The organism is Streptomyces erythrochromogenes (assembly GCF_036170895.1).
Classification (GTDB): Bacteria; Actinomycetota; Actinomycetes; order Streptomycetales; family Streptomycetaceae; genus Streptomyces; species Streptomyces erythrochromogenes.
The window spans coordinates 8073234-8096186 of sequence record NZ_CP108036.1; the positions used below are offsets into that span (position 1 = coordinate 8073234).

Sequence of the window (22953 nt, forward strand, 5' to 3'; positions counted from 1 at the left end):
ATGCGGGAACTGGACCGGGCCGAGGCCCTGGGGCTCCTCGCCACGGTGTCGCTGGGACGCATCGTCTTCACCCGGCACGCGCTGCCCGCCGTCCGGCCGGTGAACCACTTCGTCGACGGCGAGGACATCATCGTCCGGATCCACGAAGGCGGGGCCCTGGGCTCACTGGCGTCCCCGGCCGAGGCCCCCGGGGTGGTCGTGGCCTACGAAGCGGACGTCATCGACCCCGACACGCACCTCGGCTGGAGCGTCGTCGTCACCGGCTACGCGCGCCCGGTGGCCGACGCCGATGACGCCGACCGGTACGCGGACCTGCTGCGCCCCTGGGTCGGACCGCCGACGACCGGCGCGTTGAGGATCCGCCCGGACCTCGTCACCGGATTCCGGCTGGAGGCGGAAGCGTCGCGCCCCGCACCGAGGGCCTGAAGCCGAGGCCCTGAAATCGAGGGCCTGGAGCCGACACGAGCCCTCACCTCAGCCGCCGCCGGGCAGCGGCGCCCGCCACACGAGCCTGCTGCCACGCTGGTTGCCGAACACCTCGTCGCTGACCCGGATCGGCACGCCCGCGCCCGAAGGACATCAGGCGGCGGCCCCGAGGCGGACGGCCAGCCAGTCGAAGACCCGCTGCTCGAACAGGGCCCGGCCCAGGGGTTCGCAGTGCAGGTCCGCGCCCTCCGCCGCCGTGAACTCCACGAACGCCTTCTCGCCCGGCAGGGCCTCGTAGAGCCGCAGCGACTGGCCGGGCCAGAACTGCTCGCCCTCCGGCGAGGTCACCAGCAGCGGCACCGTGATCCGGTCCAGCACCCCCGTCAGGTCGTACCGGCCCATCTCGGTGAGCAGATCGAACGGTGAGTCGATCCCGTAGGGCTTGGCCCGCCACCGCCAGTACGCGGCGAACTCCCCGTCCTCCGCGAGCCCTTCGCGCATGACCCCGTCGAACGCGTCCCGGTCGCCGGAGTCGAACAGCTCGCGCAGCTCCGGCGGGAAGTGGTTCCACCAGCTGTCCACCACGGACACCACACCCGGGTCCGCGACGCCCGCCGCGATCCGGTGCTCGAAGGCGAGCGCCCGGGGCACCCAGTAGCCGGCCTGGCTGATCCCGGCCAACACCAGCCGTCCGGGCGCGATGTCGTCGCGGCCCAGCAGGAAGTCCACCACCGGCGTGATCACGTTCTCCCAGTCCGGGCGGAACGGCATCCGGTGCTCGAACAGCATCGACTGCTGCCCCGGGCCGTCGAAGAGGAGGGCGTTCCAGCCGCGCGCCACGGCCGGCGCGCCGAGCATCGTCCACGCGGTGCTCACCGGACCGTCGCTGCCGTTGTTCACGATCACCGTCGGTGCGTCCGCCCCGCCCGCGGCGGGCCGGAAGAGGTAGCCGGGCAGCTCGGTCCCCTCGTACGGCACCGCCACCCGCTCCGCGGCCGGCTCCCACGCCGCCGCGAACCGTTCGAAGCACTCCCGGTGCCGGCGGAACACCGGGAGGAGCCGGGTCTCGTCGCTCAGCGCGTCGGCGGCGACCAGCCCCGTCCCGAAGTAGCCCGCGGCCCGCAGCCACGCGTCCCGTGCGCTCGTCCCCCGCCCGGCCGCGGACGCCCGTTCGCCGTCCGACCGGACGCGCCGGGCCAGCTCCGTCCAGCCCTCGAACCACTCGCGGCCGTCCGCATCGCGCAGCGCCGAGGCCGTGGCCAGTACTTCGCCGGGATCGGAGCCCTTCTGCCAGGCAGCCCCGAGGAGCACCAGCACCTCGAAGTCGAACTGCTCGTTCTCGCAGAACCGGTACGCCACGATGCCTCCCGGAATACACCACCACCGTACGAGGGCCCCCGGGCGACCGCACGCCGCGCTGCTCAGTGCCGGCCGCGGCGCGCCCACTCCTCGGCCAGCAGGCGGTAGGAGCGGACCCGGTCCGCGTGGCCGTGCGTGATCGTGGTGATCAGCAGCTCGTCCGCGCCGGTGGCCTCCTGGAGCCGTTCCAGGTGGTCGGCGACCGTCTGCGGCGAGCCGACGAACTGCGTCTCCACCCGGTCGGCGACCAGCTCACGGTCCGCGTCCGTCCAGGGCAGGGCGCGGGCCTGGGCGGGCGTGGGGTAGGGGATGGCGCCCTCGGCGGTGCGGATGCTGCGCACCCACGGCGCGTACCCGGCGGCCAGTTCGCGGGCCGTCGGGTCGTCCTCCGCCACGACCACGTCGGCGGACACCGTCACGTACGGCCGGTCCAGCTCCGCGGACGGCTTGAAGGCGGCCCGGTACCCCTCGGCGGCCTCCAGCACGGTCGCCGGGCTGACGTGGTAATTGGCGGCGAACCGCAGCCCGTTGCGGCCGGCGGTCTCCGCGCTGACCCCGCCGCTGCTGCCCAGGATCCACACCTGTACGTCGGCCCCCTCACCGGGGACGGCGTGCGCCTCCACGCCCTCCGGGGTGCGGTACTCACCGCGCAGCAGGGCGAGGACGTCGTCGATCTGCTCGGCGTAGTCCTGAGGCACGGCGCCGGGCAGGTTCAGCAGCCTCTGCTGGAGCGCCACCCGCGGATGGCCCAGCAGGTGCGCGAAGGAGAACCGGCCCGGTATGCGCAGCCCGCCCGGGGTGTACCCGTCCACGACCGGGGTGACGGGCGGCGCGGGCTCGCCGGACCGCGCCGGCGGCGCGCCCGCCGAGCGGCCCAGGCCCAGGTCCAGCCGCCCCGGGTGCAGGGCGTCGATCAGGCCGAATTCCTCGACCGTCGACAGCGCGGTGCGGTGGCCGAGCTGGACGGCCCCGGAGCCGATCCGGATGGTGCTCGTCGCCGAGGCGGTCAGGGCCAGCACCACGGCGGGCGAGGTCCCGGCGACCCCCGGGTTCAGGTGGTGCTCGGCGAACCAGTAGCGGGCGTAGCCGAAGGCCTCCGTCCGCCGGGCGAGGTCGATGCTGTGGTGGAGGGCCTCGGCGGCGGTGGAACCGGACGGGACCGGGACGAGGTCGAGGACCCCGAGGGGGATGCCGGACATGGCCTGGCTCCTTGGAAGTCGGGAAAGGAAGGATCGGGGATCTCGCGGCGCAGCACCGGGGCGATCTCCGACTGGAAGAGTTCGAGCGAGGCGCGGTGTTCCGCCGTGGAGAGCCCGCCCGCCTCGGCCTGGAGGTGCAGGGCGGTGTGGCCGAACTCCCCGTGGTAGCGGTGGACCTTCTCGATCACCTGCTGCGGGCTGCCGATCAGCGCGGAGCTCCGCTCGACGAAGTCCTCCAGGGTCGGGAAGACGGGCTCCAGACCCTGTTGCTCGTGGAAGGCGAGATAGCGCGCGAACGCCGGCCGGTACGCCCGGACCGCCTGCTGCGAGGTGGGGGCCGCGTGGTAGCCGGCCGTGCCCGCGCCGACGACCGCGTGCGCCGGATCGTGCCCGTAGTGCTCCCAGCGCTCCCGGTAGTACCGGATCAACTCGGCGTACGGGCCGATCGGATGGGTGACGTTCGCCGAGAACAGGGGATCCCCGTAGCGTGCCGCGAGATCGACGGACTCCCGGCTCGTGGCACTGCCGTGCCAGACCCGCAGGTTCCGCTGGAACGGCCTGGGCAGCACCTCCGCCCCCGCCAGGGCGGGGCGGAACCGCGGCTCGGCGGTCACCTTGTCCTCGCGCCAGATGCGCCGGAACAGCTCGTAGCCCTCGGCGTTGCGCTCCCACTGGTCCTCGGGCGTCACGTGGAACAGCTCGCGCTGCGCCGTGCCGTTGCCCTTGCCGATCATCAGCTCCAGACGCCCGTCGGAGAGGTGGTCGAGCGTCGCGTAGTCCTCGTACGCCCGCACCGGATCGAGCAGGCTCAGGGTGGTGACCGCGGTGAACAGCCGGATCCGGCGGGTCAGCGCGGCGATGTGCCCGAGCACCACGGGCGGCGAGGACGACAGGAACGGCCGCTCGTGGCGCTCGCCCACTCCGAACCCGTCGAAGCCGAGTTCCTCCGCCAGCTCCGCGGCGGCGACGACCTCGCGGAACCGCTCGCGCGTCGGCGTGAGGGCCCCGGTCACCGGGTCCCGGGAATCCGTGATCAGGGTGACGGCCAGGAACTTCACGAGGCCGCGGCCTCTCGGGCCGGCTCCCCGCCCGGGTCGGCCAGCCCGAGGTGGTCGCGCAGGGTGGTGCCCTCGTAATCGGTGCGGAAGACACCCCGCTCCTGGAGCAGCGGCACCACGGTGTCGGCGAAGACGTCGAGGCCGCCCGGGGTGATGTGGGGGACCAGGATGAACCCGTCGGCGGCGTCCGCCTGCACCAGGGTGTCGATCGCCTCGGCGACGGTGCCGGGGGAGCCGATGAAGGTCTGCTCGGAGGTGGTGGAGATGACGAGTTCGCGGATCGACAGGTTCTTGGCCTCGGCGAGCGCGCGCCACCGGCGGGCTGTCTCCAGGGGGTCGCGGAACTGGCGGACGCTGGCCCGCCCGAGGGCGATGGTGTTCTCCCCGGGCAGGGGGTCGACGTCGGGCAGCGGGCCGTCCGGGTCGTATCCGGACAGGTCGCGGTTCCACACGTGCTCCAGGTACTTGATCGCGGTCTGCCCGCTCACCTGGAGGCGGCGCACCTCGTACGCGGCCTCGTGCGCCTCGGCGTCGGTGTCGCCGAGGACGAAGGTGGCCGCGGGGAGGATCTTCAGCTGGTCGTGGGTGCGGTCGTACGCGGCCAGGCGGCGCTTGACGTCCGCGTAGAACGCCCGGCCCTCGTCGAGGGTCCCGTACCGGCCGAAGATCGCGTCGGCGGAGGCCGCCGCGAACTCCCGGCCCTCGTCGGAGTCCCCGGCCTGGAAGATCACCGGCCTGCCCTGCGGGCTGCGCGGCACGTTGAAGCGGCCCCCGATGTCGAAGTGCGGCCCTCGGTGCGCGAACGCCCCGGCCCGGCCGTCGCGCAGGAAACGGCCCGACGGGGCGTCGGCGACGACAGCGCCCCGCTCCCAGGAGTCGAACAGCTCGTTCGCGGTGGCCAGGAACTCCCTCGCGCGGGTGTAGCGGTCCTCCCGGGGCAGGAATCCGCCGCGCCGGAAGTTCTCGCCGGTGAAGGCGTCCCAGGAGGTGACCACGTTCCAGGCGGCCCGGCCCTCGGAGAGGTGGTCCAGCGAGGCGAACTGGCGGGCCACCTCGTACGGTTCGTTGAAGGTGGAGTTGATCGTGCCGGTCAGGCCGAGGCGGTCGGTGACGGCGGCGAGGGCGGCGAGCACGGTGAAGGTGTCGGGCCGCCCCACGACGTCCAGATCGTAGATCTGCCCGCCCTGTTCGCGCAGGCGCAGCCCCTCGGCGAGGAAGAGGAAATCGAACTTGGCGCGTTCCGCGGTCCGTGCGAAGTGGACGAAGGAGTCGAAGTCGATGTGGCTGCCGGCCGCCGGATCGCTCCACACGGTGGTGTTGTTGACCCCGGGGAAGTGGGCGGCGAGATGGATCTGCTTGAGCGCCTTGCGGCTCATGGTTCGTCCTTCCGGGGACCAGGAGGGGATCAGGAGGCGCGGAGCGCGGACACGGCGTAGCGGCTGGCGGGCCGGTCGAGCCCCAGTAGCCCGCGCAGGGTGTCCGCCTCGTACTCCCGGCGGAACAGGCCGCGCCGCCGCAGTTCCGGCACCAGGGTGCGGGTGATGGCGGGCAGGTCGTGGGCGATGACACCGGGCCGCAGCCGGAAGCCGGACAGGCCCGCTTCCCGGTGCTCCTGGAGCAGGTCGGCGAGCTGTGCCGGGGTGCCGGTGAACACCGGGGCGCCGCCGCCCTCGTACGGGTCGCCCGCGAGCGCGTCGAGCCGGCCGAGGCGGTCGGCGGCCGCCGCGGCGTCCTCGTCCAGGAACACGGTCAGCTCCCCGAACAGGTGCAGCGGCCGCCCGCCCGGCCCGGCCGACTCGCGGAGCTGCCGGACGGCCGTGACCGCGGCGCGCGTCCCGGCCGTGTCGCGGGACGGCAGGAAGCCGATGTCCGCGGCCCGGGCGATGAGGCCGTACGCGGCGCTGTCCGTCGCCCGGGCGGTGACCACGGGCTGACCCTGCGGCGGGCGGGGGGTGATCGACGGCCCGCGGACGCTGAAGTGCCGCCCCTCGAAGTCGATGTAGTGCAGCTTGTCGCGGTCGACGAACCGGCCCGTCGCCACGTCACGGATCTCGGCGTCGTCCTCCCAGCTGTCCCACAGCCGGCGGACCGCCTCGACGTGGTCGGCGGCCTCCTCGTGCAGCTCGTCCTCCTGGAGCGGCACCGGACGGCGCCCGAAGTGCCGTTCCTCGTAAGGGAGTCCGGAGACCTGGACGTCCAGGCCCGCGCGGCCGCGGCTGACGTGGTCGAGGGTCGCGACCGCCTTGGAGACGTGGAACGGCTCGGTGTGGGTGGTCGTCACCCCGGGAACCAGCCCGATGCGTCCGGTCAGCGGGGCGACCCGGGCCGCCGTGAGCACGGCGTCCAGCCGCCCGCGGACCTGGTCCGTCCGCTCGTCCTGCGCTCCCGGCGAGGCCGACTGGAGGGCGAGGGCGTCGTCGAGGGTGACGAAGTCGAGCAACCCGGCCTCGGCCTCGGCGACCACACCGGCCCAGTAGCGGGCCGTGAACAGTTCGGCGGGCCGGGCACCCGTCTCGCGCCAGGCGACCGGGTGCCCGCCGGCGCCGTCGAGCGCGACGGCGAGATGGATTTCGGACACGGCAGATACCGCCTTCCTGTTCGGCCGGAGGGAAAAGAGAAATGAATGCGGAACCGATGAATGCGGCACCGCGGGGAAGAGGCCCTTTCGAAGACGCTACGCGCGATGGCGGTGCCGTACAACGACAGGGACATTAAGGGAGTTTGGCGGGTTTGTTTCCCGGCGCCCGGACCGCCAGGAAGAAGGGCCGGCGGCGCAGCGTGAAACCGATCGACTCGTAGAGCCGGATCGCGCCGGTGTTGGCCGCGGAGGTGTGCAGGAAGGGGACTTCGCCCCGTTCCCGGATGCCCGCCGCCACGGCGCGCACCAGCCGCGTCGCCAGCCCCCGCCCCCGGTGCCCGGGATGTGTGCACACCGCGCTGATCTCGGTCCAACCGGGCGGGTGCAGCTGCTCCCCGGCCATCGCGATCAGCCGGCCCCCGTGGCGGATGCCCAGGTAGGTGCCCAGCTCCACGGTGCGGGGCAGGAACGGCCCCGGTTTCGTGAGCCCGATCAGGGCGAGGACCTCCGGTACGTCGGAGGGCCCCAGCCGGACCGACTCCGGGGCGGGTTCGGCGCGCAGCGAGGTGTCCACCAGCTGGACGCCCTCGATGACGCCGACGGTCTCCCAGCCCTCGGGCGGGGTCAGTACACCGGCGAGCGAGGCGATCCCGCCCCCGCCGACGAGCGCGGCCAGGTCGGCCCAGGAGCGGGGGTCGGCCGGGTCGGCGAGGGCGGCGAAGGGCGAGACGTCCCGGTCGTACCGGGCGGCGCGGGAGGCGTCGGGCCGCAGCCCGCCCGGGTGCTCGGCGAAGGCGGAATGGGCGCCGGACAAGGAAGCCCACGCCGGATTGTCCAGGACGTGCGGGGCGGTCGGGGTGGCCGGCCCTGACGTGGTGCCCGGCCGCGTCGTGGTGGCCGGATGGGTTGCGGTGCCCTCACCCGCGCTCATGAGTTGGTCAGGGGCAGGCCGGGCGGGTTCACCTCGGAAGTGGCGACGGCCTCGTTGGACAGGTTCCAGGCGGCGAGCAGCTGCGGGTACTGGCCGTTCTTGATCAGGTGGTTGACGGCCCCCGCCACCGGTGCGGCCAGCCCGCTGTCCTTCTTCGACGTCGCGGCGATCAGCCCCTGGAGGGTCTCACCGGCCCCGGAGAACGAACCGGCGTTGCGCGTGGGGGCGTTGCCGCTCGCGGTCTGGGTGATGTGGTAGGCGATCGAGGGGTTGGGGCCGAAGTTGAGGTCGATCTTCTTGCCGCTCAGCGCCAGGTAGACGCTGTTGGAGTCCGGGAAGTACTTGACCTCCAGGTCCTTGCCCTCCGACTGCAGCTTCTTCTGCCACTCCAGGAGGATCTTCTCCTGGTTGGTGCCCCGGCTCACCGCCACGGTCCTGCCCGCGAGGTTGCGGTGGTCGCCGCCGAAGTTCCAGGTGCTCTCCTTCAGCGCCTCGAAGGCCAGGTCGTCCTGCCGGTAGGACGCAAAGTCGTACTTCTTCTTGCGCTCCTCGGTGACCGTGACGTTCGTGAAGGCCACGTCGACCTTGCCGCTGTCGATGCCGACGAAGAGGTTCTCCCAGGTGGAGTTCTTGATCACGGGCTTCAGCCCCAGGGTCGCGGCGACCAGCCGGCCGAGGTCCGGCTCCGCGCCCGTGAGGGTCTTCTGGTCGGTGCCCACGTAGGCGAGGGGCGGGAAGCCGGCGGGCAGGGCGCCGACGCCGATGACCAGCTCGCCGCGTTCGCGGACGGCTTCCGGCAGCTGAGCGCGCAGGGATTCGACGACGGGAGCCGACAGCTCGGCCTGCTGGGCGGCTCCGTTGGAGACGGCGCCGACGGTCACCTTGCCCGACGCGTCGTTCCCGGTGGCCTTCGCGTCACTGCTGCATGCCGTGAGACCGCCGGCGAGGGCGGCGGTCGCGGTCACCGCGCCGAGGCCGCGGACGAGTCTGGTGCGCAGGGTGGACTGGCGTTGCATGGCGTTCCTTCTCGCGTGTTCGGAGAGACGGGCAAAGGGGGTGGGCAGTGGGCGGCGGGACACCGCGGCGACGTCAGAGCACCTTGCTGAGGAATTCCCGCGTCCGCGGGTGGGCGGGGCGGTCCAGCACCTGTGCGGGCGGGCCCTGCTCGACGATGCGGCCCTCGTGGAGGAAGACGACCTCGTCGGCGACCTCGCGGGCGAAGCCGATCTCGTGGGTCACGATCACGAGGGTGGTGCCCCCGGTGGCCAGGTCCTTGATCACCGAGAGGACCTCGCCGACCAGCTCGGGGTCGAGCGCCGAGGTGGGTTCGTCGAAGAGGATGACGCCCGGCCGCAGCGCCAGGGCCCGGGCGATGGCCACCCGCTGCTGCTGCCCGCCGGACAGCTGCCGCGGGTAGGCACCCGTACGGTCCCCGAGGCCGACGCGCTCCAGCAGCTCGCGCGCCCGGGCCAGCGCCTGCGCCCGCGGCAGCCGGCCGGTGGCCACCGGGGCCGCGGCGACGTTGTCCAGCAGCGTCAGGTGCGGGAAGAGGTTGAAGTTCTGGAACACGAAGCCGATCCGGCTGCGCTGGGCGAGGATCGCCCCGTCCTTGCGCTCCTTGAGCCGGCCCCCGTGCCGCTGGACGCCGATCAGCTCGCCGCCGACGCTCACATGGCCGGCTTCGGGCTTCTCCAAGTGGTTGAGGACCCGCAGCAGGGTGGACTTGCCGGATCCGGAGCGGCCCAGGACGACGGTGACGGTGCCCGGCGCGACGGTCAGGCTCACCCCGTCGAGGACCCGTCGGCCGCCGAACGACTTGTGTACGCCGTGCACCTCGATGCCGGCGGGTCGTGCGGTGTCGGCGCTGACGGTCGCGGTCGCTCGGCCGGTCACTGAGCCGGTCACTGACCCGGTCATTGGGCCGGTCATTGGGCCGTCTCCTTTCGGAATCGGATCCTCAGGTCCCGCAGGTGGGCCCGGGCCTGCTGGAGGGGCGTGGGCGGCATGGTGCGCAGCGCCCCGCGGGCGTAGTACCGCTCGACGTAGAACTGCACGACGGAGACCAGGCTGGTCAGGATCACGTACCAGACGGTCGCCACCAGCAGCAGCGGCACCACGTCGCCGGGATAGGTGCTCGCCAGACTCTGCACCGAGCCGAACAGGTCGAGCAGCGAGACGTAGAAGACGAGCGAGGTGGCCTTGAGCAGGCCGATCAGCTGGTTGACGTAGGAGGGGACGATGGAGCGCAGTGCCTGCGGGAAGACGATCCTGGCGAACTGGTAGCGCCTGGGCAGTCCCAGGGCCGCCGCCGCCTCGTGCTGGCCCTGGTCGACCGAGAGCACACCGGCCCGCACGATCTCGGCCGCGTACGCCGCCTCGCACAGGCTCAGGCCGACCACCGCGACCACGACGTCCGTGGCGAGCCGCGACTCGTCGAAGGTGAAGAAGGCGGGCCCGAACGGCACCCCGACGCTGAGCGTGGGGTAGAGGGCGCTGAAGTTGTAGAGGAAGAGCAGGACGACGATCAGCGGCACGGAGCGGAAGAGCCAGATGTACGTCCAGCTCACGGACCGCAGGACCACGCTGTCCGAGAGCCTGCCGAGGGCGAGCAGCACACCGCCCGCCAGGCCGAGGACCGCACTGTACGCGGTCACCTGGAGGGTGATGAGCAGCCCGTCCAGGACGACCGGGCGCAGGAACCAGTACGCGAACCGGTCCCATTGGTAGAAGGGATTGGTGATCAGCCCGTGGGAGGCCTGGGAGACCAGCACCAGCACGACGATGGCGGCGACCCACCGCCCCGGCCGGCGGAGCGGGAGGACCCGCTCGGCCGGCCCGGGGGTCCCGGAGGAGCCGGCGGGCGCGGAGAGGAGAAGTGATTCGGTCAAGGGGCACTCCAGCGGCTTCGACGAAGCGCAGAAATGGAAAAGCAGCCGTCATGCCGGACAGGAGAGGCCGCCGATGTCTTTGTCTGCGGCGTAAGCTAGGCAGCCTGGTGAAGGAGTGTCAACGGCCTTGATATCGGGATCCGGGAAAGCGAATGCCGATTTCATCCGCCGTACACATAACGCCTCTTGATGAAATGAAAGGGGTCCGCGGGTTCTTCGGTTCGCGGGTTCACGGTCACTCGAATGCGGCCGCCGCCTTTTGCAGGGCGCGGGCCACGAGCGCCGGGTCGTACGGCGCCTGTACGCCGGGGGTGTAGGTCACCGAGCGCAGGCCGCCGGTGTAGCGGAAGCTGCGGTGGCGTTCGTGGAGCGGCCAGGAGACCGGGGACTTGCGGTCCACGCCCACACTGATGCCCTGCAGCGGCGCCATGCCGACGAGCTGGTGGACGCTGCCCGACCGGCCGGTCTCGATGCCGTCGACCAGGACGCGGAATTCCCAGCGCAGACCTTCCACCGCCTCGGCCCGAGAGGGTGACCGCCCGCCGGCCCGCGGGCAGCGGGCCCGCGTCAGTCTCGTGGAGTTCGCCGTACTCGCTGTAGGCGCTGGGCGTGCCCCCGTCGCGGAAGACGGGGGCGAAGCTGACGCCGTCCGGCTCCTGGGCGGGCCGTGCACGCCATCGGCTCGGGCGCGGCACGCCCGCGAGTTCGAGGAGCGCGGGCGTGATGTCGGTGACGTATTGGTACTGCTGCCGGATCCCGGTGTCGCCGGCGGCCCGCCGTAGTCCGTCGGGCCAGGAGATGACGAAGGGCACGCGGACGCCGCCCGCGTAGGTCTGCCCCTTGTAGAGCCGGAACGGGGTGTTCGAGGCCATGCCCCAGCCCCGCGGGTAGTGCACCAGCCTCCGCGGGCCGCCGATGAGGTCGGTGTCCCGGTCCACGTCCCCGTTCCAGTCGTCCGGGACGGGCTGGTGGACGAAGCGGCCGCATTGCTGAGGATTTCAGGCTGGAGTCGGTGGGTTGATGGGGGCCGGCAGCCCGGCCCCCGGCGTGCCGTGGGCGAGGACCTCGCCCCGCACCGGCGAGCGCGGCCCGGCCAGCCACCGCCGCCGGACCGACCCCGGCGGGCGACGGGATCCCGGGTCTCCGGTGGAGTCCCGGCGCGCCCCGCCACGACGGGCGGCGCCGCGACCGCTCCCGCCTTCGGGACGTCCTCCGCCGGGCGGGGCCGCCCGACCACGTCCTCGGACTGAACCGCTCCGCTGCGCGACGGGGCGGCCCCGGCCTGGCGGAGCCGGGGGCGCGCGAAAGCCCGCATTGTGGCAGACGGGGGCGCGGGGGTCATGCCACGCGTTCCCGGGGCATGACCCCCGGATGCCGCGGGTGGACTAATGAGAGCAACGAACCGGGCGGAACCGCCGCCCGTCCCACCCCGAAGGAGGACAGCCATGGCTGCCCTGATCCCCCTCCGCAAGTCGCTCCTCATCGCCGCCTCCGCCGTCGCCGCGCTCCTCAGCGCCGGATCGGCCCAGGCCGCGTCGAGCTCCGCCCACCTGGCCAACGATCCCTCCGGGGCGAAGGTGCAACGCAGCAGCACGCTCGGAGGGTCGGACCACTCCAGTGCGTATTACTACTACTACGTACAGGCGCGGTAGCAGATGTTGTCTTCCCGTGTGCCGCCCGGCCCCTCGGGGGCCGGGCGGTACGGCAACCGGCGCGCGTTCGAGCGGGACCACCTCGGTTTCCTCCTCGACCAGCAGCAGTACGGCGACCTGGTCCGCTTCGACGACGACTTGTACATCGTGAACTCACCCGCCCTGGCGGAGGAGGTCCTCAAGCACACCAACACCACCTACGGCATCTCCAGCGACCTGCTGGGCGAGGCGACCGACGGAAGCCGCGCCTCCGAAGACCTGGCCCTGTGGATGCGGGCCCGCAGCCTGGCGGGACGCGGCCTGAACCGGACCAGCATGCGCGCCGCCCGGGACAGCCTCGCGTCGACCGTCGTCCGCCACGCGGACACCTGGCACGCACGCGGCAGGATCGAAGCGATCCCCGCACTGGAAGACCTCACCGCCCACCTGATCGCCGAGTTCTGCCTCGGGCGCGAGACCGGCGACGTCCCCGACCTCTTGGCCCGCCTGCAGGACGCGCTGCTGCCCCCCACACTGCCCCTGCCGACCCGCTGGCACGCGCTGCGCCGACGCCGCCGCCAGCGCGCCGGCCGCGACCTAGCCGACGAAGTCTCCTCCCTGATAAGCCGGCGGCGTACGACGAGGCGGGACGACTCGCCCTCCGTGGTCGCGGACCTCCTGAACACCGCGTGCGACGAAGGCGCCCTCACCCACGAGGGCGCGACCAGCGTCATCGTCGCCAACCTCTTCGCCGCCCACGAGACCACCGCCGCCGCGCTCGCCTGGCTGCTGCTCCTCCTCGACCGGCACCCGGAAGTCCGTCGGCGGGTACGGGACGAGGCCGACCGGGAACTCGCCGGCGCGCTCCCCACCGCGGCCGACGTGCCCCGGCTGGCCGTCACCGAAGCAGTCGTGAAGGAGACCCTGCGCCTCTACCCCCCGCTCTGGTTCCTCCAGCGGACCATCGAGGAACCCACCGAACTCGCCGGCTACCCCCTGCGCCCCGGCCAGAAGGTCGCCGTCAGCCCCTTCGTCCTCCACCGCGACCCCCGCCACTACCACCGGCCCACCACGTTCGACCCGGACCGCTGGACCGACCGCGCCGCCAACCCGCTGCCCAAGTACGCGTTCATGCCGTTCGGCGGAGGGCCGCGCAACTGCCTCGGAACCCACTTCGCCACCACCGCCATGACCATCGTCACCGCAACCCTCACCCCCCACTACGAGGTCACGCGATCACCCGGCACGAAACCCGTCTTCCACACGCGCACCATCCTCCAGCCCCACGACCTCACCCTCGACGTCTCGGTCCGTCCCCGCCCACCCGGCGACCGGCCCGGCGACCACCGGCCCGCTGCGGACCCACAGCCCGAAGACCACCGGGCGGCCCGGTGTCCGTTCACCGCCAACACCCCCGCCGCACCGTGACGGACCGGCGTCCCCGCCTCCTCGTCCTGCTTGCTCCGGGCCCGGGGCCGGTGTAGTCCGGTACGTAGCTGCCGGTGCCCTCGGCGCCGCCTTCGCCGGTGCCCCGTTGTCGGAGGTGAAGACGATGACGGTGTTGTCGAGTTCGCCGAGTGCGCGCAGCGTGTCGGTGAGACGCCCCAGGTTCTGGTCGATGTTGTCGACCATCGCCGCGTAGACCTCCATGTAGCGGGCGTAGCGTCGCTGTTGCTCGGGGGACAGCTCGTCCCAGGGCCCTACGTCGAAGCCGGCCTCGGAGTTGCGGTCCGGCAGGGCGGCGCCTTGGGGGAAGAGGCCGTCGGCGGTCTGCCGGGCGAAGCGGGTGGCGCGCAGGGCGTCCCAGCCGCCGTCGTAGCGCCCGCGCTGCCGTTGGATGTCGCCGGGCTTGGCCTGGAGGGGGCCGTGGACGGCGTTGTGCGCGACGTAGAGGAAGAACGGCTTGTCCGGGTCGTGCGCGCGGAGCGACTTCACCATGGAGATGGCCTGGTCGGTGATGTCGTCGGTGTAGTAGTAGCCGTCGGGCAGGTCGTCCATGTCCAAAGGGCTGTTGTCGCGGACCAGCTGGTGCGGGTGGAAGAGGCTGGTCAGGCCCTCCAGTACGCCGTAGTACCGGTCGAAGCCCTTCTGCAGCGGCCAGTTGCGCCGGTCGTCGGCGGCGTTGGACGCGCAGTCGCGGGTGGGGTGCCACTTGCCGACGGCGTAGGTGGCGTAGCCGGCGTCGTGCAGGACCTCGGCCGGCGTGGGGACGTCCTCGCCGACTTCCATGCCGTACCCGGGGAAGCCGGGGTCGGAGTTGGCGACCGACGAGTACCCGACGCGGTGCGGATTGAGGCCGGTGAGCAGGGCGGCTCGGGCCGGGGAACACAGCGGCAGGGTGAGGTAGTTGGACAGGCGCACACCGTCGGCGGCGAGCTCGTCGAGCACGGGGGTGGGGACCTCCGAGCCGAACGGGCCGATGTCGCTGTAGCCCATGTCGTCGACGAGGACCACGACGACGTTCGGGGCGCGGCCCGCGGGCCGGCGCGGCGGCTGCCAGGAGGGCTCCGACTCGGCGAAGGTACGGCCCACGTGTCCGGCGAAGCCGTCGTAGGGATCGCGGCGGCCGGGGGGCCGGGGGTGTCTGTGCTGGTCACGGGTGGTGCTCCTTCGGTGAGCTGGGTGCAGGGGCGGGCGGGCTGCGGGGGAGGGCGCCGGATCTGCGAAGGCGAGTCGGGGGAGCGTGGGAATCAGGGCGCCCGACCCCAGGGGTGGTTCTTTCAGGGGGCGTGGCGGCCGGCCCGGTGCGGCGTGCCGTCGAGGAGGTCCCGTACCAGTGCGGCGACCTGGTCCGCCCCCAGCAGGAACCCGTCGCGCCCGTGCGGCGAGCGGATGACCCGGACCCGGTCCGCGCCGGGGATGCCGTCCGCCAGCTCCTCCTGTTGCACCAGGGGGTGGAGGCGGTCGGAGTCCACCCCGGCCACCACCGTCCGGGCCCGTACCCGGCCGAGGGCGGCGTGCGTACCGCCGCGGCCCCGCCCGACGCCATGGGTGTTCATGGCCTCGACGAGGGCGACGTAACCGGCCGCGTCGAACCGCCGGACGAGCTTGGCGGCCTGGCGGTCGAGGTAGGACTCGACGCCGTACCGGCCTCCGAGCCAGGGCCGTTCGCCCTCCTGGGCGAGGTGGCCGAACCGGGCCTCCAGCTCCCCGGCCGACCGGTAGGTGATGTGCGCGACGCGGCGGGCGATGCCCAGCCCGGTGTGCGGCCCCCGCCCCGGCCCCGCGTCGTGGTAGCCGCCGCCCCGCCAGTGGGGGTCGGCGCGGATGGCGTGGACCTGCGAGGTGGCCCAGGCGATCTGGTCCGCGCTCGCGCCGCGGGGCAGGCCAGCAGCAACAGGGCGGCCACGCGCCCGGGTTGGCCGACCGCCCATTCCAGTGCGCGCATCCCGCCCATGGAGCCCCCGAGCACCAGGGCCCACCGCTCCACGCCGAGCGCGTCGGCGAGTCCGGCCTCGGCGCGCACCTGGTCCCGCTGGGTCAGACGCGGGAAGGAACCGCCCCAGGGATGCCCGCCGGGGCCCGCGGAGGCGGGGCCGGTGCTGCCCTGGCAGCCGCCCAGGACGTTCGGCGCCACTACGAACCACCGATCGGTGTCGAGCGCACGGCCCGGACCGATCAGCGCGTCCCACCAGCCCGCGGTGGGGTGACCGGGCCCGGCGCCGCCCGCGACGTGGCTGTCCCCGGTCAGCACGTGCAGCACGAGGACCGCGTTGGAACGGTCCGGCGCGAGCCGCCCCCAGGTCTCGAACGCCAGCCGCACCTGCGGGACCACACCTCCGGCCTCCAACTCCATTGGCCTCGTGCGCCGGTGCCACTTGCGGTGGCCGGGCGGGTCCCCCTCCCGCCACGCACCCGTGGCGGGAGGGGGACCCGCGGTGGCCCGGGCTGGTGCGTCCGGGTTCAGGACGCTTCCTTCGCTGCGCGGAACCCCGCCTCCAGATCGGCCTTCAGGTCTGCCAGGTGCTCGATGCCGACCGACAGGCGCACCAGCCCCGGGGCGGTGCCCGTGGCGGCCAGCTGTGCCTCGTCGAGCTGGCTGTGCGTGGTGGAGGCCGGGTGGATGACCAGGCTGCGCACGTCACCGACGTTCGCGAGGTGGCTGAAGAGCTCCAGGCCGTCCACGAACCGGCGGGCCCGCCTCGACCCCGCCCCGCAGCTCGAACGCGAGAACGGCTCCGGCACCGCGCGGCAGGTGGCGGCGCCCTGCCTCGTACCACTGGTTGGACGGCAGGCCGCGGTAGTGCACCGCCGAGACCTCGTCGCGCTGTTCGAGCCACTCCGCCAGCGCCCGGGCGTTCGCCCCATCGTGGTGACCGCGTATTCGCCGTCGGGGTGGGGGAAGGGCATGGCCGCATGCTGTCACGCTGGGCCGATCACCGTCCGCGCGGTCCGATCCTGCTGACACCCCACACACTGATCGGGACGTTACGCGAGCAGGGCGGCCGATGCGGAGCCGGCCTAGGCGGTCGGCGGGCCAGGGGGTGTCTCGCCGTTCATGCCCGGCTCGCGGCCTGATCGACAAGACATCCCCTGGGAGTCCGCGTCCGCTCGGTCGGAGTCGCTGCGCAGGACGCAGAACTCGTTGCCTTCGGGATCGGCGAGGACGGCCCAGCCCGAACCGTCGGGGTTGCGGTGGTCGGTGGCGAAGGTGGCGCCGAGGGCCAGCAGGCGGTCCACCTCCTCGTCGCGCGAGGTCTCGGGGCGCAGGCACAGATGGATCCGGTTCTTGACCGTCTTGGCCTCGGGCACCTGGTTGAAGTACAGCACCGGGCCCTCCGCCAGCATCACCAGCGTTTCCCGGTCGCCCGGTTTGACGTCCGGGTGCAGCGGGCGGCCCGTCACCCCGCTCCAGAATCGAGCCAGCCCATAGGCATCCGCACAGTCGACCGCCACGTTCTGCAATACCGAGACCATGCGAGCGAGCCTTACTGATCTTGGCGCCGAGCGCCACCGGATTGCGGGAACAACCAGAGGTTGTTGAGCGTTCATCTTTGCGTGGGGTGTGGGAGGGGATGACGTCCCCGGCCCCGATCCGGTGCCCGCGGTGCCTCAGCCGTGAGGCGACGCGACGCCCTTCCCGCCCCCGCCCCGGACGCCCCGGCCCGCCTCCCCCCGGCCGGCTGGGGCCGCCCCGATCGGCCATCCCCCCCGGCCGGTCGGGGCCCACCCGTGTCCGGGTCCCCGCGGCCGCGCCTACCCGAGGCGGAACCGGAAACCGCTGCGGGGGAGCGCGGGGATCCGGGACAGCGGGATGGTCAGGTCCTGGTCGGGAACGCTCACGTCGAGCCCGGCCAGCTCGGTGACGAACGCCGCCAGCAGCGTGACCGTGATGTCCTCGCCCGGGCACCGGTGCCCGGCGGCCGCGTCGCCGCCGCCCTGGGGTACGAGATGGCGCAGGCTCTCCCCCGTGCCGTAGCGGTGGGGATCGAACCGGTACGGGTGGTCCCACCACTGCGGGTCGTGATGCTGCCCGTACAGGTCGAGCAGGAGCAGCGTGCCCTCCGGGACGGTTTCGCCGCGCCACTGCAGCTCGCGGGCGGCGAGCCCGCCGACGAACGGCGCGAAGGGGTAGAAGCGGCGGACCTCGTGGGCGAAACCGGTGGCGAGGTGCCCCGACGCGTCGTCGCGGAGCGGGTCGCGGTGCTGGGGCCACCGGTGCAGGGCGTGCGCAGCGAAGGTGGCGAACCACGCGATCGCGACGGTCGGCCGGATGATGTTCAGCAGCTCCACGGCCGCCAGGTGCGGGTCGAGGACGGAGCCGTCGGCGTCGCGGTGCCGGGCGACCACGTCGAGCGCACTCCCGTCGGGGGCCGTCTCCCGCTGCTCCCGGACGCGGACGATCAGCTGCGCCAGGGCCTGCTCCTGCCGCCTGCGGGCGTGGCGGGCGCGCAGCTGGCGCGGCCCGGCCGTCGCGAATCCGTCGACCATGGCCACGCAGTCCCGTGCCAGCTGCCCGCCGTCGGCCGCGGTGAGCGGTAGCGGTACGCCGGTCCAGTCGCAGACCGCCAGGGCGAGGACCCGGGCCGTCTCGTCGAAGAGGACCACGGTCTCCTCCGGCTCGCCGCGCCACCGGCCCACGGCCTCCCGCCAGCGCAGGAGGACGTGCTCCCGCAAGGCCTCGACGCCCTTCTCGTCCTTCAGCAGGCTCAGGAACATCGCCTTGCGGACCCGGTGGGCGACGCCGTCGAGGGTGTGCACCGCACCCTGCCCGAAGAGGGTGTCGAGCACCGGGTCCGGGAGCGCGGCCCGCCGCTGGACGTGCTGCTCGTCGTAGAAGAAGGCGACGGCTTCCGGGCCGCGCAGTGCGACCGTCCGGCGGCCGAGGAGGCGCGTGCGGACCGTACCGTCCGCCGAAGCGCGCATGTGGTCGGGAAGCCAGGCGTAGCCGTGCGTCAGCAGCGAGGGGGTGCCGTCGGTCCACACGGACGGAGGGTGCTTGAGAGTCGGCATGGGTGCGGCTACCCGGTGCTGCCACCCCCACACAACGCGCGCCGCCGCCTTCACCCGGATACTGGAACGGGCCGCCTCGGGCCCACTGGCCTACCTCGCCGGTGGAGGGGTAGGCGCGGCGCAGCAGGTGCCGTGTTGCGGCGGCTTCGACCATCGGGAGGACCGATGACCCGACGAGTGCACGAGGTGATGACGCGCAACCCGGTGACGGTGGAGCGCCTGACCTCACTGGCGGAAGCGGCGCGGGTGATGCGGGACGCGGGCATCGGGGACGTACTGGTCGTCGACCAGGGCCGGCTCTGCGGCATCCTCACGGACCGCGACCTCGTCGTACGCGGGCTGGCGGAGGACCGCGATCCCGCCGAGACGACCGTGCAGGCGATCTGCAGCGCAGAACCGCGCACGGTCGGGCCCGACGACCACGTCGACGAGGCCGTCGACCTCATGCGCCGGCACGCGCTGCGGCGCCTGCCCGTGCGGAACGGGAGCGGCGAGCTCGTCGGCATCGTCACCCTCGGCGACCTGGAAGTCGAACGGGACCCGGGTTCGCCCCTCGCTGCCATCGCGGCGGCGGAGGAAGCCCGCCACCGCGACCGGTGACGGTCGAGAGGGCCGGCGCCTGCCCGGAGCGTGCGCTTCCACCCCCCTGCGAGAAGATGCGGCGATTCGAGGTTTGGGTCCGGGGGGAGCGGCCATAAGCGTGTTCACGGGAGTCCGCGGCGGTGAGCGGCGCGGACTCCCGGGCGGACCCGGGCCGCGTGGTGGCCTCCCCCCCCCGCCATCACGCGGCCGGACGCCGTACCGGCCGCGCCGACGGGTATCGAGGGCGGCGCTCCATGTCGTCGGTCGGCCTCACCGGCGGACCGCGAGGCCGTCCAGGGTGAGGTCGAGCAGGCGCTCCGCCTGCGGGCGGTGTTCCGCGCCGGCCGAGGTGAGGGCAATGCCTTCGAGGGCGGCGACGTCGGCGGGCCGGGTGTCGGTACGGTCTCCCCGGCGGCCGCGCACGCGTCCATGAGCGTTGTTCACCGGCAGCCTGGCCCGGCAGGCGGGCGCGGTCCTGGGAATCGGCGACGGCGGCCTGACGGTGTGTTCGATCGCGAAGCGGCCGGCCTTCGCCGTCCTCGTCACGACCATGATCGCCCTCCTGTACTGGCTGTACTGGGCGGCGCCCAACGCCAAGAGCCGCGGATTCAAGTGGGTGACGCCGGGCAGCCTCCCGGCCCTGCTGATCTGGGCGACGGCCTCGGCCGGCTTCGCGTTCTACGTCGCGAACTTCGCCTCCTACAACAAGACGTACGGAGCCGTCGCCGGGGTCGTCGTCTTCCTGGGCTGGCTCTGGATCACCAACCTCGCCGTCCTCCTGGGGCTGGAGTTCGACGCGGAACTGTCCCGGCAGTGCGCGATGGCCGGAGGGCTGCCCGAGGGCGATGAGCCCGCCGCGTGACACCCGTGCGTGGACGCGGAGGACCGGCGGCGCATGAAGCGGTGACCCCCGGGAGCGGGTGCAGGGGCGTTTGCCGGGTAGGCGCGCCTCGACAAGGCGTGTGCACAGTGAAGGGGTGAGACTCCGCATGAGCACGATAGAGCGGCAGACCCACATGGCCGATGAATCCGTGAGCGTGCTCGTCTCGCGCGCCTCGCGGCAGATCTCGGAGCTGGTCCGCGAGGAGATGCAGCTGGCGCGGGCGGAAATGACGCAGAAGGGGAAGCGTTTCGGCAAAGGCGGCGGCCTCTTCGGCGGAGCGGGCCTGCTCGGATTCCTGGCAGCCCAGGCCTTGACGGTGACCTGTATCGCAGCGCTCGCGCTGGTACTGCCCGTGTGGGCTTCGGCCCTGATCATCGCGGTGGTGCTGGCGGTCGTCGCAGCCGTGCTGGCCCTGGCGGGGAAGAAGCAGGTGGCCGAGGCCGGCGCCCCCGTACCGGCGCGGACCATCGACAGCGTCAAGGCCGACCTGGCCGCGATGAGGGAGAAGGCGCAGCGATGACCCACGAACCCGACGAACCCCGACCCGACGCCGACACGCCCACCCCCGACGAGCTGCGCGCACAGGTCGAGCGCACGCGTGACGAACTGGGGCAGACGATAGAGGCGCTGGCAGGCAAGGCAGACGTCAAGGCACAGGCCAAGGAGAAGACCGCGCAGGTCGCCGACCTGATCCACGAGAAGGCAACACACACGGCGCAGCGGGTTAAGGACGCGACTCCGGAGCCGGTGCTGGACACCGCGGGCCGGGCCGCGACGGCGGCACGCGCCAACCCCAAGGTGCTGCTCGTGGCCGGCTGCGCCGCCCTGGTCGTCTTCCTGCTGGTGCGGCGCGGCTGCGGACACCGCTGACAGCCCCGGGGCCGGCGGCCGACGCGGGCGCGGCGCCGGGCCCCCACCCGGTCGGCGGACCAGCATCCCGTGGCGCGCGGGCGCGAGGACTCCTGGTAGACGCCGGACGGAGACCGCGGAGACGCGGAGAACGCGGCGACTGCGGCGGCCAGGGCCGCAGGGCCTGACAGGACTGCCCGGGCTCGCTCGCCCGCGCCGAGCGAGCGCGGCTCAGTCGGCTCCCCCCGGGGAGCGCAGGCGGTCAGCGGGGCGCGGCCCGGCGGCCGAACCAGTGGCCGCCGCTTCACACGCGTCGGCCGGCTGCCGTCACCGACCGCGGGGGCGAAGGCGACCTCGCACGCCGCGACACGCACCGGTCACCGGGCCGGCGCGTCGAGATCCCGCCGGGCCCGGGCGGAACGCCGGGCGGAGCGGCGGGAGCCGGCAACGACCAGGTCAGGCGGGGGCCCACGAGGACCACGGCCGGCCAGGCCGACGACGACCGCTGCGATCAGAAGGGCGGGTCCGGGAACGAGTACCACCGACCGCTCCTTGCCTTCGCGCCCGGGCAGTCCGCCGGACCCGCCCGGCGCCCACCCGGCCCGCGGACGTTGACCCCGCTGATCTCCACCCCTTCGCACGTACCGCGCCCCGTAGTCGAAATGATGCGGAAAGTGACCAGTCGTGTCAGCGTGGTGGAAAGGAGTCCGAGGAAACCCAGGAATCCTTACCCCCTCAGAAGGAGTCTGCCGTCATGGGCGGAATGAAGGACAAGCGCCAGGAACCGGGCAAGGGCCGCGAGGAGCAGCGGCGCCCGCAGGGCCCCGGACAGGATCCGGTCCATCCCGAGCCCCGCCGGCCGTCCCGTCAGCCGGGCCGCGAGGGCGAGTCCCGCGAAGCCGGTCCGCGCGACGAAAGCTTCTGACCCGGAGCCGCTGGGCATCCGCGCTCCAGAGCAGCACCCCACGCACGCAGGGCCCGGCCGGAGCCTGTAGTCACCCCGGCCGGGCCCTGTCACATCCGCGGCGGATCCGCCGGACAGGCGGCAGGACGAACGACGAAGGAGGAACGAGGTACCCGCAGTCAGGCATCCGCGCTGCGCAGGACCTGCCGTCCTGCGCGCGGAACCGGCCCGACATGCGGTCAGACAGAGAACTCGGGGCAGTTCGAAGCCGGTCTTCGGCCCGGCGGGAAGCGGGCATCCATGACGGAGCGCCTCAAACGATCGGGGCTGGTCGGCGAGCTCTTCGCCGAATTCGCCGGCACCATGATCCTCATTCTGTTCGGTTGTGGTGTGGTGGCCCAGGTGGTCGCCGGCGGAGCCCTCACGGATCCCGCGGGCGGCCTCGGGAACCACGACAGCATCGCCTGGGCCTGGGGTCTCGGAGTGACCCTGGGCGTGTACGTCGCGGCGAGGCTGAGCGGCGCTCACCTCAATCCGGCGGTGACCGTCGCGCTGGCCGCGTTCAAGGACTTCCCGTGGAAGAAGGTGGCCCCCTACGCGCTGGCCCAGGTGGCCGGCGCCTTCGTGGCCGCGCTGATCGTCCGCTGGAACTACACCGAGGCGCTGGCCGCGGCCGACCCCGGCCACACCATCAAGACGCAGGGCGTCTTCTCCACCCTCCCGGCCAACGGGAACACGAACCTGCCGGTGACCGAGTGGGGCGCACTGCGCGACCAGATCATCGGCACCGCCATCCTGCTCCTGCTGATCTTCGCCGTCACGGACCTGCTGGGCACGCCTCCCGGCGCCAACCTCGCCCCGTTCATCGTCGGCCTGATCGTGGTGGCGATCGGCATGGCGTGGGGCACCAACGCCGGTTACGCGATCAACCCGGCCCGTGACCTCGGCCCCCGCCTGGCCAGCTACCTCACCGGATACGGCGGGGCGTGGCGAGACCAGTACGGGCAGCTCTACTTCTGGGTCCCGATCATCGGCCCCTTCATCGGCGGTGTGCTCGGAGCGGGCCTCTACAAGTTCCTCATCGGCCGGTTCCTGCCGGACGCCGGAGCGGAGCCCCCCGGACGGGTGCCGGAACCCGAACCGGAACCGGAGAAGAGCTGACCGCGCACGGGACGGACCGGCCACGGCCGTCCGTCCCCGCCGGAACCCCAC

18 protein-coding genes and 8 pseudogenes are annotated in these 22953 nt (G+C 73.0%); 9 read left to right on the plus strand and 17 right to left on the minus strand.

What is annotated here, in order from left to right; translation table 11 throughout:
- On the plus strand, positions 1 to 426 hold the full coding sequence (locus OHA91_RS37135) for a pyridoxamine 5'-phosphate oxidase family protein (RefSeq protein WP_328740857.1): 426 nt from the start codon (positions 1 to 3) through the stop codon (positions 424 to 426).
- 153 nt (positions 427 to 579) lie between these two features.
- On the opposite strand, the gene OHA91_RS37140 is transcribed toward OHA91_RS37135, so the two are convergent.
- From OHA91_RS37140 to OHA91_RS37190, 11 genes and pseudogenes are all read right to left on the minus strand, one after another.
- Complete coding sequence (locus OHA91_RS37140; protein ID WP_328740858.1) at positions 580 to 1785, minus strand: alpha/beta hydrolase family protein; 1206 nt, start codon at positions 1783 to 1785, stop codon at positions 580 to 582.
- 62 nt (positions 1786 to 1847) lie between these two features.
- The gene (locus tag OHA91_RS37145) at positions 1848 to 2597 is read right to left on the minus strand and encodes an LLM class flavin-dependent oxidoreductase (RefSeq protein ID WP_245240131.1); all 750 of its coding nucleotides are present in this window, start codon (positions 2595 to 2597) and stop codon (positions 1848 to 1850) included.
- A gap of 96 nt (positions 2598 to 2693) precedes the next feature.
- Positions 2694 to 2909 (minus strand): annotated as a pseudogene (locus tag OHA91_RS37150) (LLM class flavin-dependent oxidoreductase); the annotation flags it as partial.
- On the minus strand, positions 2837 to 4042 hold the full coding sequence (locus OHA91_RS37155; protein WP_266504763.1) for an LLM class flavin-dependent oxidoreductase: 1206 nt from the start codon (positions 4040 to 4042) through the stop codon (positions 2837 to 2839). The pseudogene OHA91_RS37150 and the gene OHA91_RS37155, both read right to left, overlap by 73 nt.
- The gene (locus tag OHA91_RS37160; protein WP_328740859.1) at positions 4039 to 5418 is read right to left on the minus strand and encodes an NtaA/DmoA family FMN-dependent monooxygenase; all 1380 of its coding nucleotides are present in this window, start codon (positions 5416 to 5418) and stop codon (positions 4039 to 4041) included. The genes OHA91_RS37155 and OHA91_RS37160 overlap by 4 nt, the downstream gene beginning before the upstream one ends.
- A 29-nt stretch (positions 5419 to 5447) precedes the next feature.
- The gene (locus OHA91_RS37165) at positions 5448 to 6620 is read right to left on the minus strand and encodes an LLM class flavin-dependent oxidoreductase (protein WP_031151800.1); all 1173 of its coding nucleotides are present in this window, start codon (positions 6618 to 6620) and stop codon (positions 5448 to 5450) included.
- Between the two features lie 133 nt (positions 6621 to 6753).
- A complete protein-coding gene (locus OHA91_RS37170) occupies positions 6754 to 7551 on the minus strand; it encodes a GNAT family N-acetyltransferase (protein ID WP_328740860.1) in 798 nt (265 codons plus the stop codon).
- On the minus strand, positions 7548 to 8567 hold the full coding sequence (locus OHA91_RS37175; protein WP_328740861.1) for a transporter substrate-binding domain-containing protein: 1020 nt from the start codon (positions 8565 to 8567) through the stop codon (positions 7548 to 7550). The genes OHA91_RS37170 and OHA91_RS37175 overlap by 4 nt, the downstream gene beginning before the upstream one ends.
- A 73-nt stretch (positions 8568 to 8640) precedes the next feature.
- Positions 8641 to 9456 (minus strand): amino acid ABC transporter ATP-binding protein, encoded by an 816-nt coding sequence (locus OHA91_RS37180; RefSeq protein ID WP_276328747.1) that lies wholly within the window; start codon positions 9454 to 9456, stop codon positions 8641 to 8643.
- A gap of 20 nt (positions 9457 to 9476) precedes the next feature.
- Positions 9477 to 10439 carry an amino acid ABC transporter permease gene (locus tag OHA91_RS37185; protein ID WP_031151809.1) on the minus strand — a complete coding sequence of 321 codons (963 nt, stop codon included), beginning with the start codon at positions 10437 to 10439 and terminating at the stop codon, positions 9477 to 9479.
- Between the two features lie 235 nt (positions 10440 to 10674).
- Positions 10675 to 11419 (minus strand): annotated as a pseudogene (locus tag OHA91_RS37190) (sulfatase-like hydrolase/transferase); the annotation flags it as partial.
- 465 nt (positions 11420 to 11884) lie between these two features.
- On the opposite strand from OHA91_RS37190, the gene OHA91_RS37195 reads away from it, so the two are divergent.
- Together OHA91_RS37195 and OHA91_RS37200 are read left to right on the plus strand one after the other, a co-directional pair.
- The gene (locus OHA91_RS37195; protein WP_030711774.1) at positions 11885 to 12091 is read left to right on the plus strand and encodes a hypothetical protein; all 207 of its coding nucleotides are present in this window, start codon (positions 11885 to 11887) and stop codon (positions 12089 to 12091) included.
- A gap of 3 nt (positions 12092 to 12094) precedes the next feature.
- The gene (locus OHA91_RS37200; RefSeq protein ID WP_328740862.1) at positions 12095 to 13498 is read left to right on the plus strand and encodes a cytochrome P450; all 1404 of its coding nucleotides are present in this window, start codon (positions 12095 to 12097) and stop codon (positions 13496 to 13498) included.
- 64 nt (positions 13499 to 13562) lie between these two features.
- Here OHA91_RS37200 and OHA91_RS37205 read toward each other — a convergent pair.
- From OHA91_RS37205 to OHA91_RS37225, 5 genes and pseudogenes are all read right to left on the minus strand, one after another.
- Positions 13563 to 14602: pseudogene (locus tag OHA91_RS37205) on the minus strand (sulfatase-like hydrolase/transferase); the annotation flags it as partial.
- Positions 14603 to 14790: 188 nt separating this feature from the next.
- Positions 14791 to 15773, minus strand: a pseudogene (gene metX / locus OHA91_RS37210) (homoserine O-acetyltransferase MetX).
- A 200-nt stretch (positions 15774 to 15973) separates the two neighbouring features.
- A pseudogene (locus tag OHA91_RS37215) lies at positions 15974 to 16373 on the minus strand (PLP-dependent transferase); the annotation flags it as partial.
- A 233-nt stretch (positions 16374 to 16606) separates the two neighbouring features.
- A pseudogene (locus OHA91_RS37220) lies at positions 16607 to 16987 on the minus strand (VOC family protein); the annotation flags it as partial.
- A gap of 279 nt (positions 16988 to 17266) precedes the next feature.
- The gene (locus OHA91_RS37225) at positions 17267 to 18523 is read right to left on the minus strand and encodes a cytochrome P450 (protein WP_328740863.1); all 1257 of its coding nucleotides are present in this window, start codon (positions 18521 to 18523) and stop codon (positions 17267 to 17269) included.
- A 165-nt stretch (positions 18524 to 18688) separates the two neighbouring features.
- Here OHA91_RS37225 and OHA91_RS37230 point away from each other — a divergent pair, with 165 nt between their 5' ends.
- The gene (locus tag OHA91_RS37230; RefSeq protein WP_031151825.1) at positions 18689 to 19123 is read left to right on the plus strand and encodes a CBS domain-containing protein; all 435 of its coding nucleotides are present in this window, start codon (positions 18689 to 18691) and stop codon (positions 19121 to 19123) included.
- Between the two features lie 252 nt (positions 19124 to 19375).
- Here OHA91_RS37230 and OHA91_RS37235 read toward each other — a convergent pair.
- Positions 19376 to 19545 (minus strand): annotated as a pseudogene (locus tag OHA91_RS37235) (SbtR family transcriptional regulator); the annotation flags it as partial.
- Here OHA91_RS37235 and OHA91_RS37240 point away from each other — a divergent pair.
- The 5 genes and pseudogenes from OHA91_RS37240 to OHA91_RS37260 form a co-directional block, all read left to right on the plus strand.
- Positions 19542 to 20012: pseudogene (locus tag OHA91_RS37240) on the plus strand (YihY/virulence factor BrkB family protein); the annotation flags it as partial. The pseudogenes OHA91_RS37235 and OHA91_RS37240 overlap by 4 nt on opposite strands.
- Before the next feature lie 82 nt (positions 20013 to 20094).
- Positions 20095 to 20508, plus strand: a complete 414-nt coding sequence (locus tag OHA91_RS37245) for a phage holin family protein (RefSeq protein WP_031151827.1) — start codon at positions 20095 to 20097, stop codon at positions 20506 to 20508.
- Positions 20505 to 20858 carry a DUF3618 domain-containing protein gene (locus OHA91_RS37250; RefSeq protein ID WP_031151829.1) on the plus strand — a complete coding sequence of 118 codons (354 nt, stop codon included), beginning with the start codon at positions 20505 to 20507 and terminating at the stop codon, positions 20856 to 20858. Before OHA91_RS37245 ends, OHA91_RS37250 begins: the two co-directional genes overlap by 4 nt.
- Positions 20859 to 21591: 733 nt before the next feature.
- The gene (locus OHA91_RS37255; RefSeq protein WP_167344728.1) at positions 21592 to 21762 is read left to right on the plus strand and encodes a hypothetical protein; all 171 of its coding nucleotides are present in this window, start codon (positions 21592 to 21594) and stop codon (positions 21760 to 21762) included.
- Between the two features lie 279 nt (positions 21763 to 22041).
- The gene (locus tag OHA91_RS37260; protein ID WP_031151834.1) at positions 22042 to 22902 is read left to right on the plus strand and encodes an MIP/aquaporin family protein; all 861 of its coding nucleotides are present in this window, start codon (positions 22042 to 22044) and stop codon (positions 22900 to 22902) included.
- The last annotated feature ends 51 nt before the right edge of the window (positions 22903 to 22953 follow it).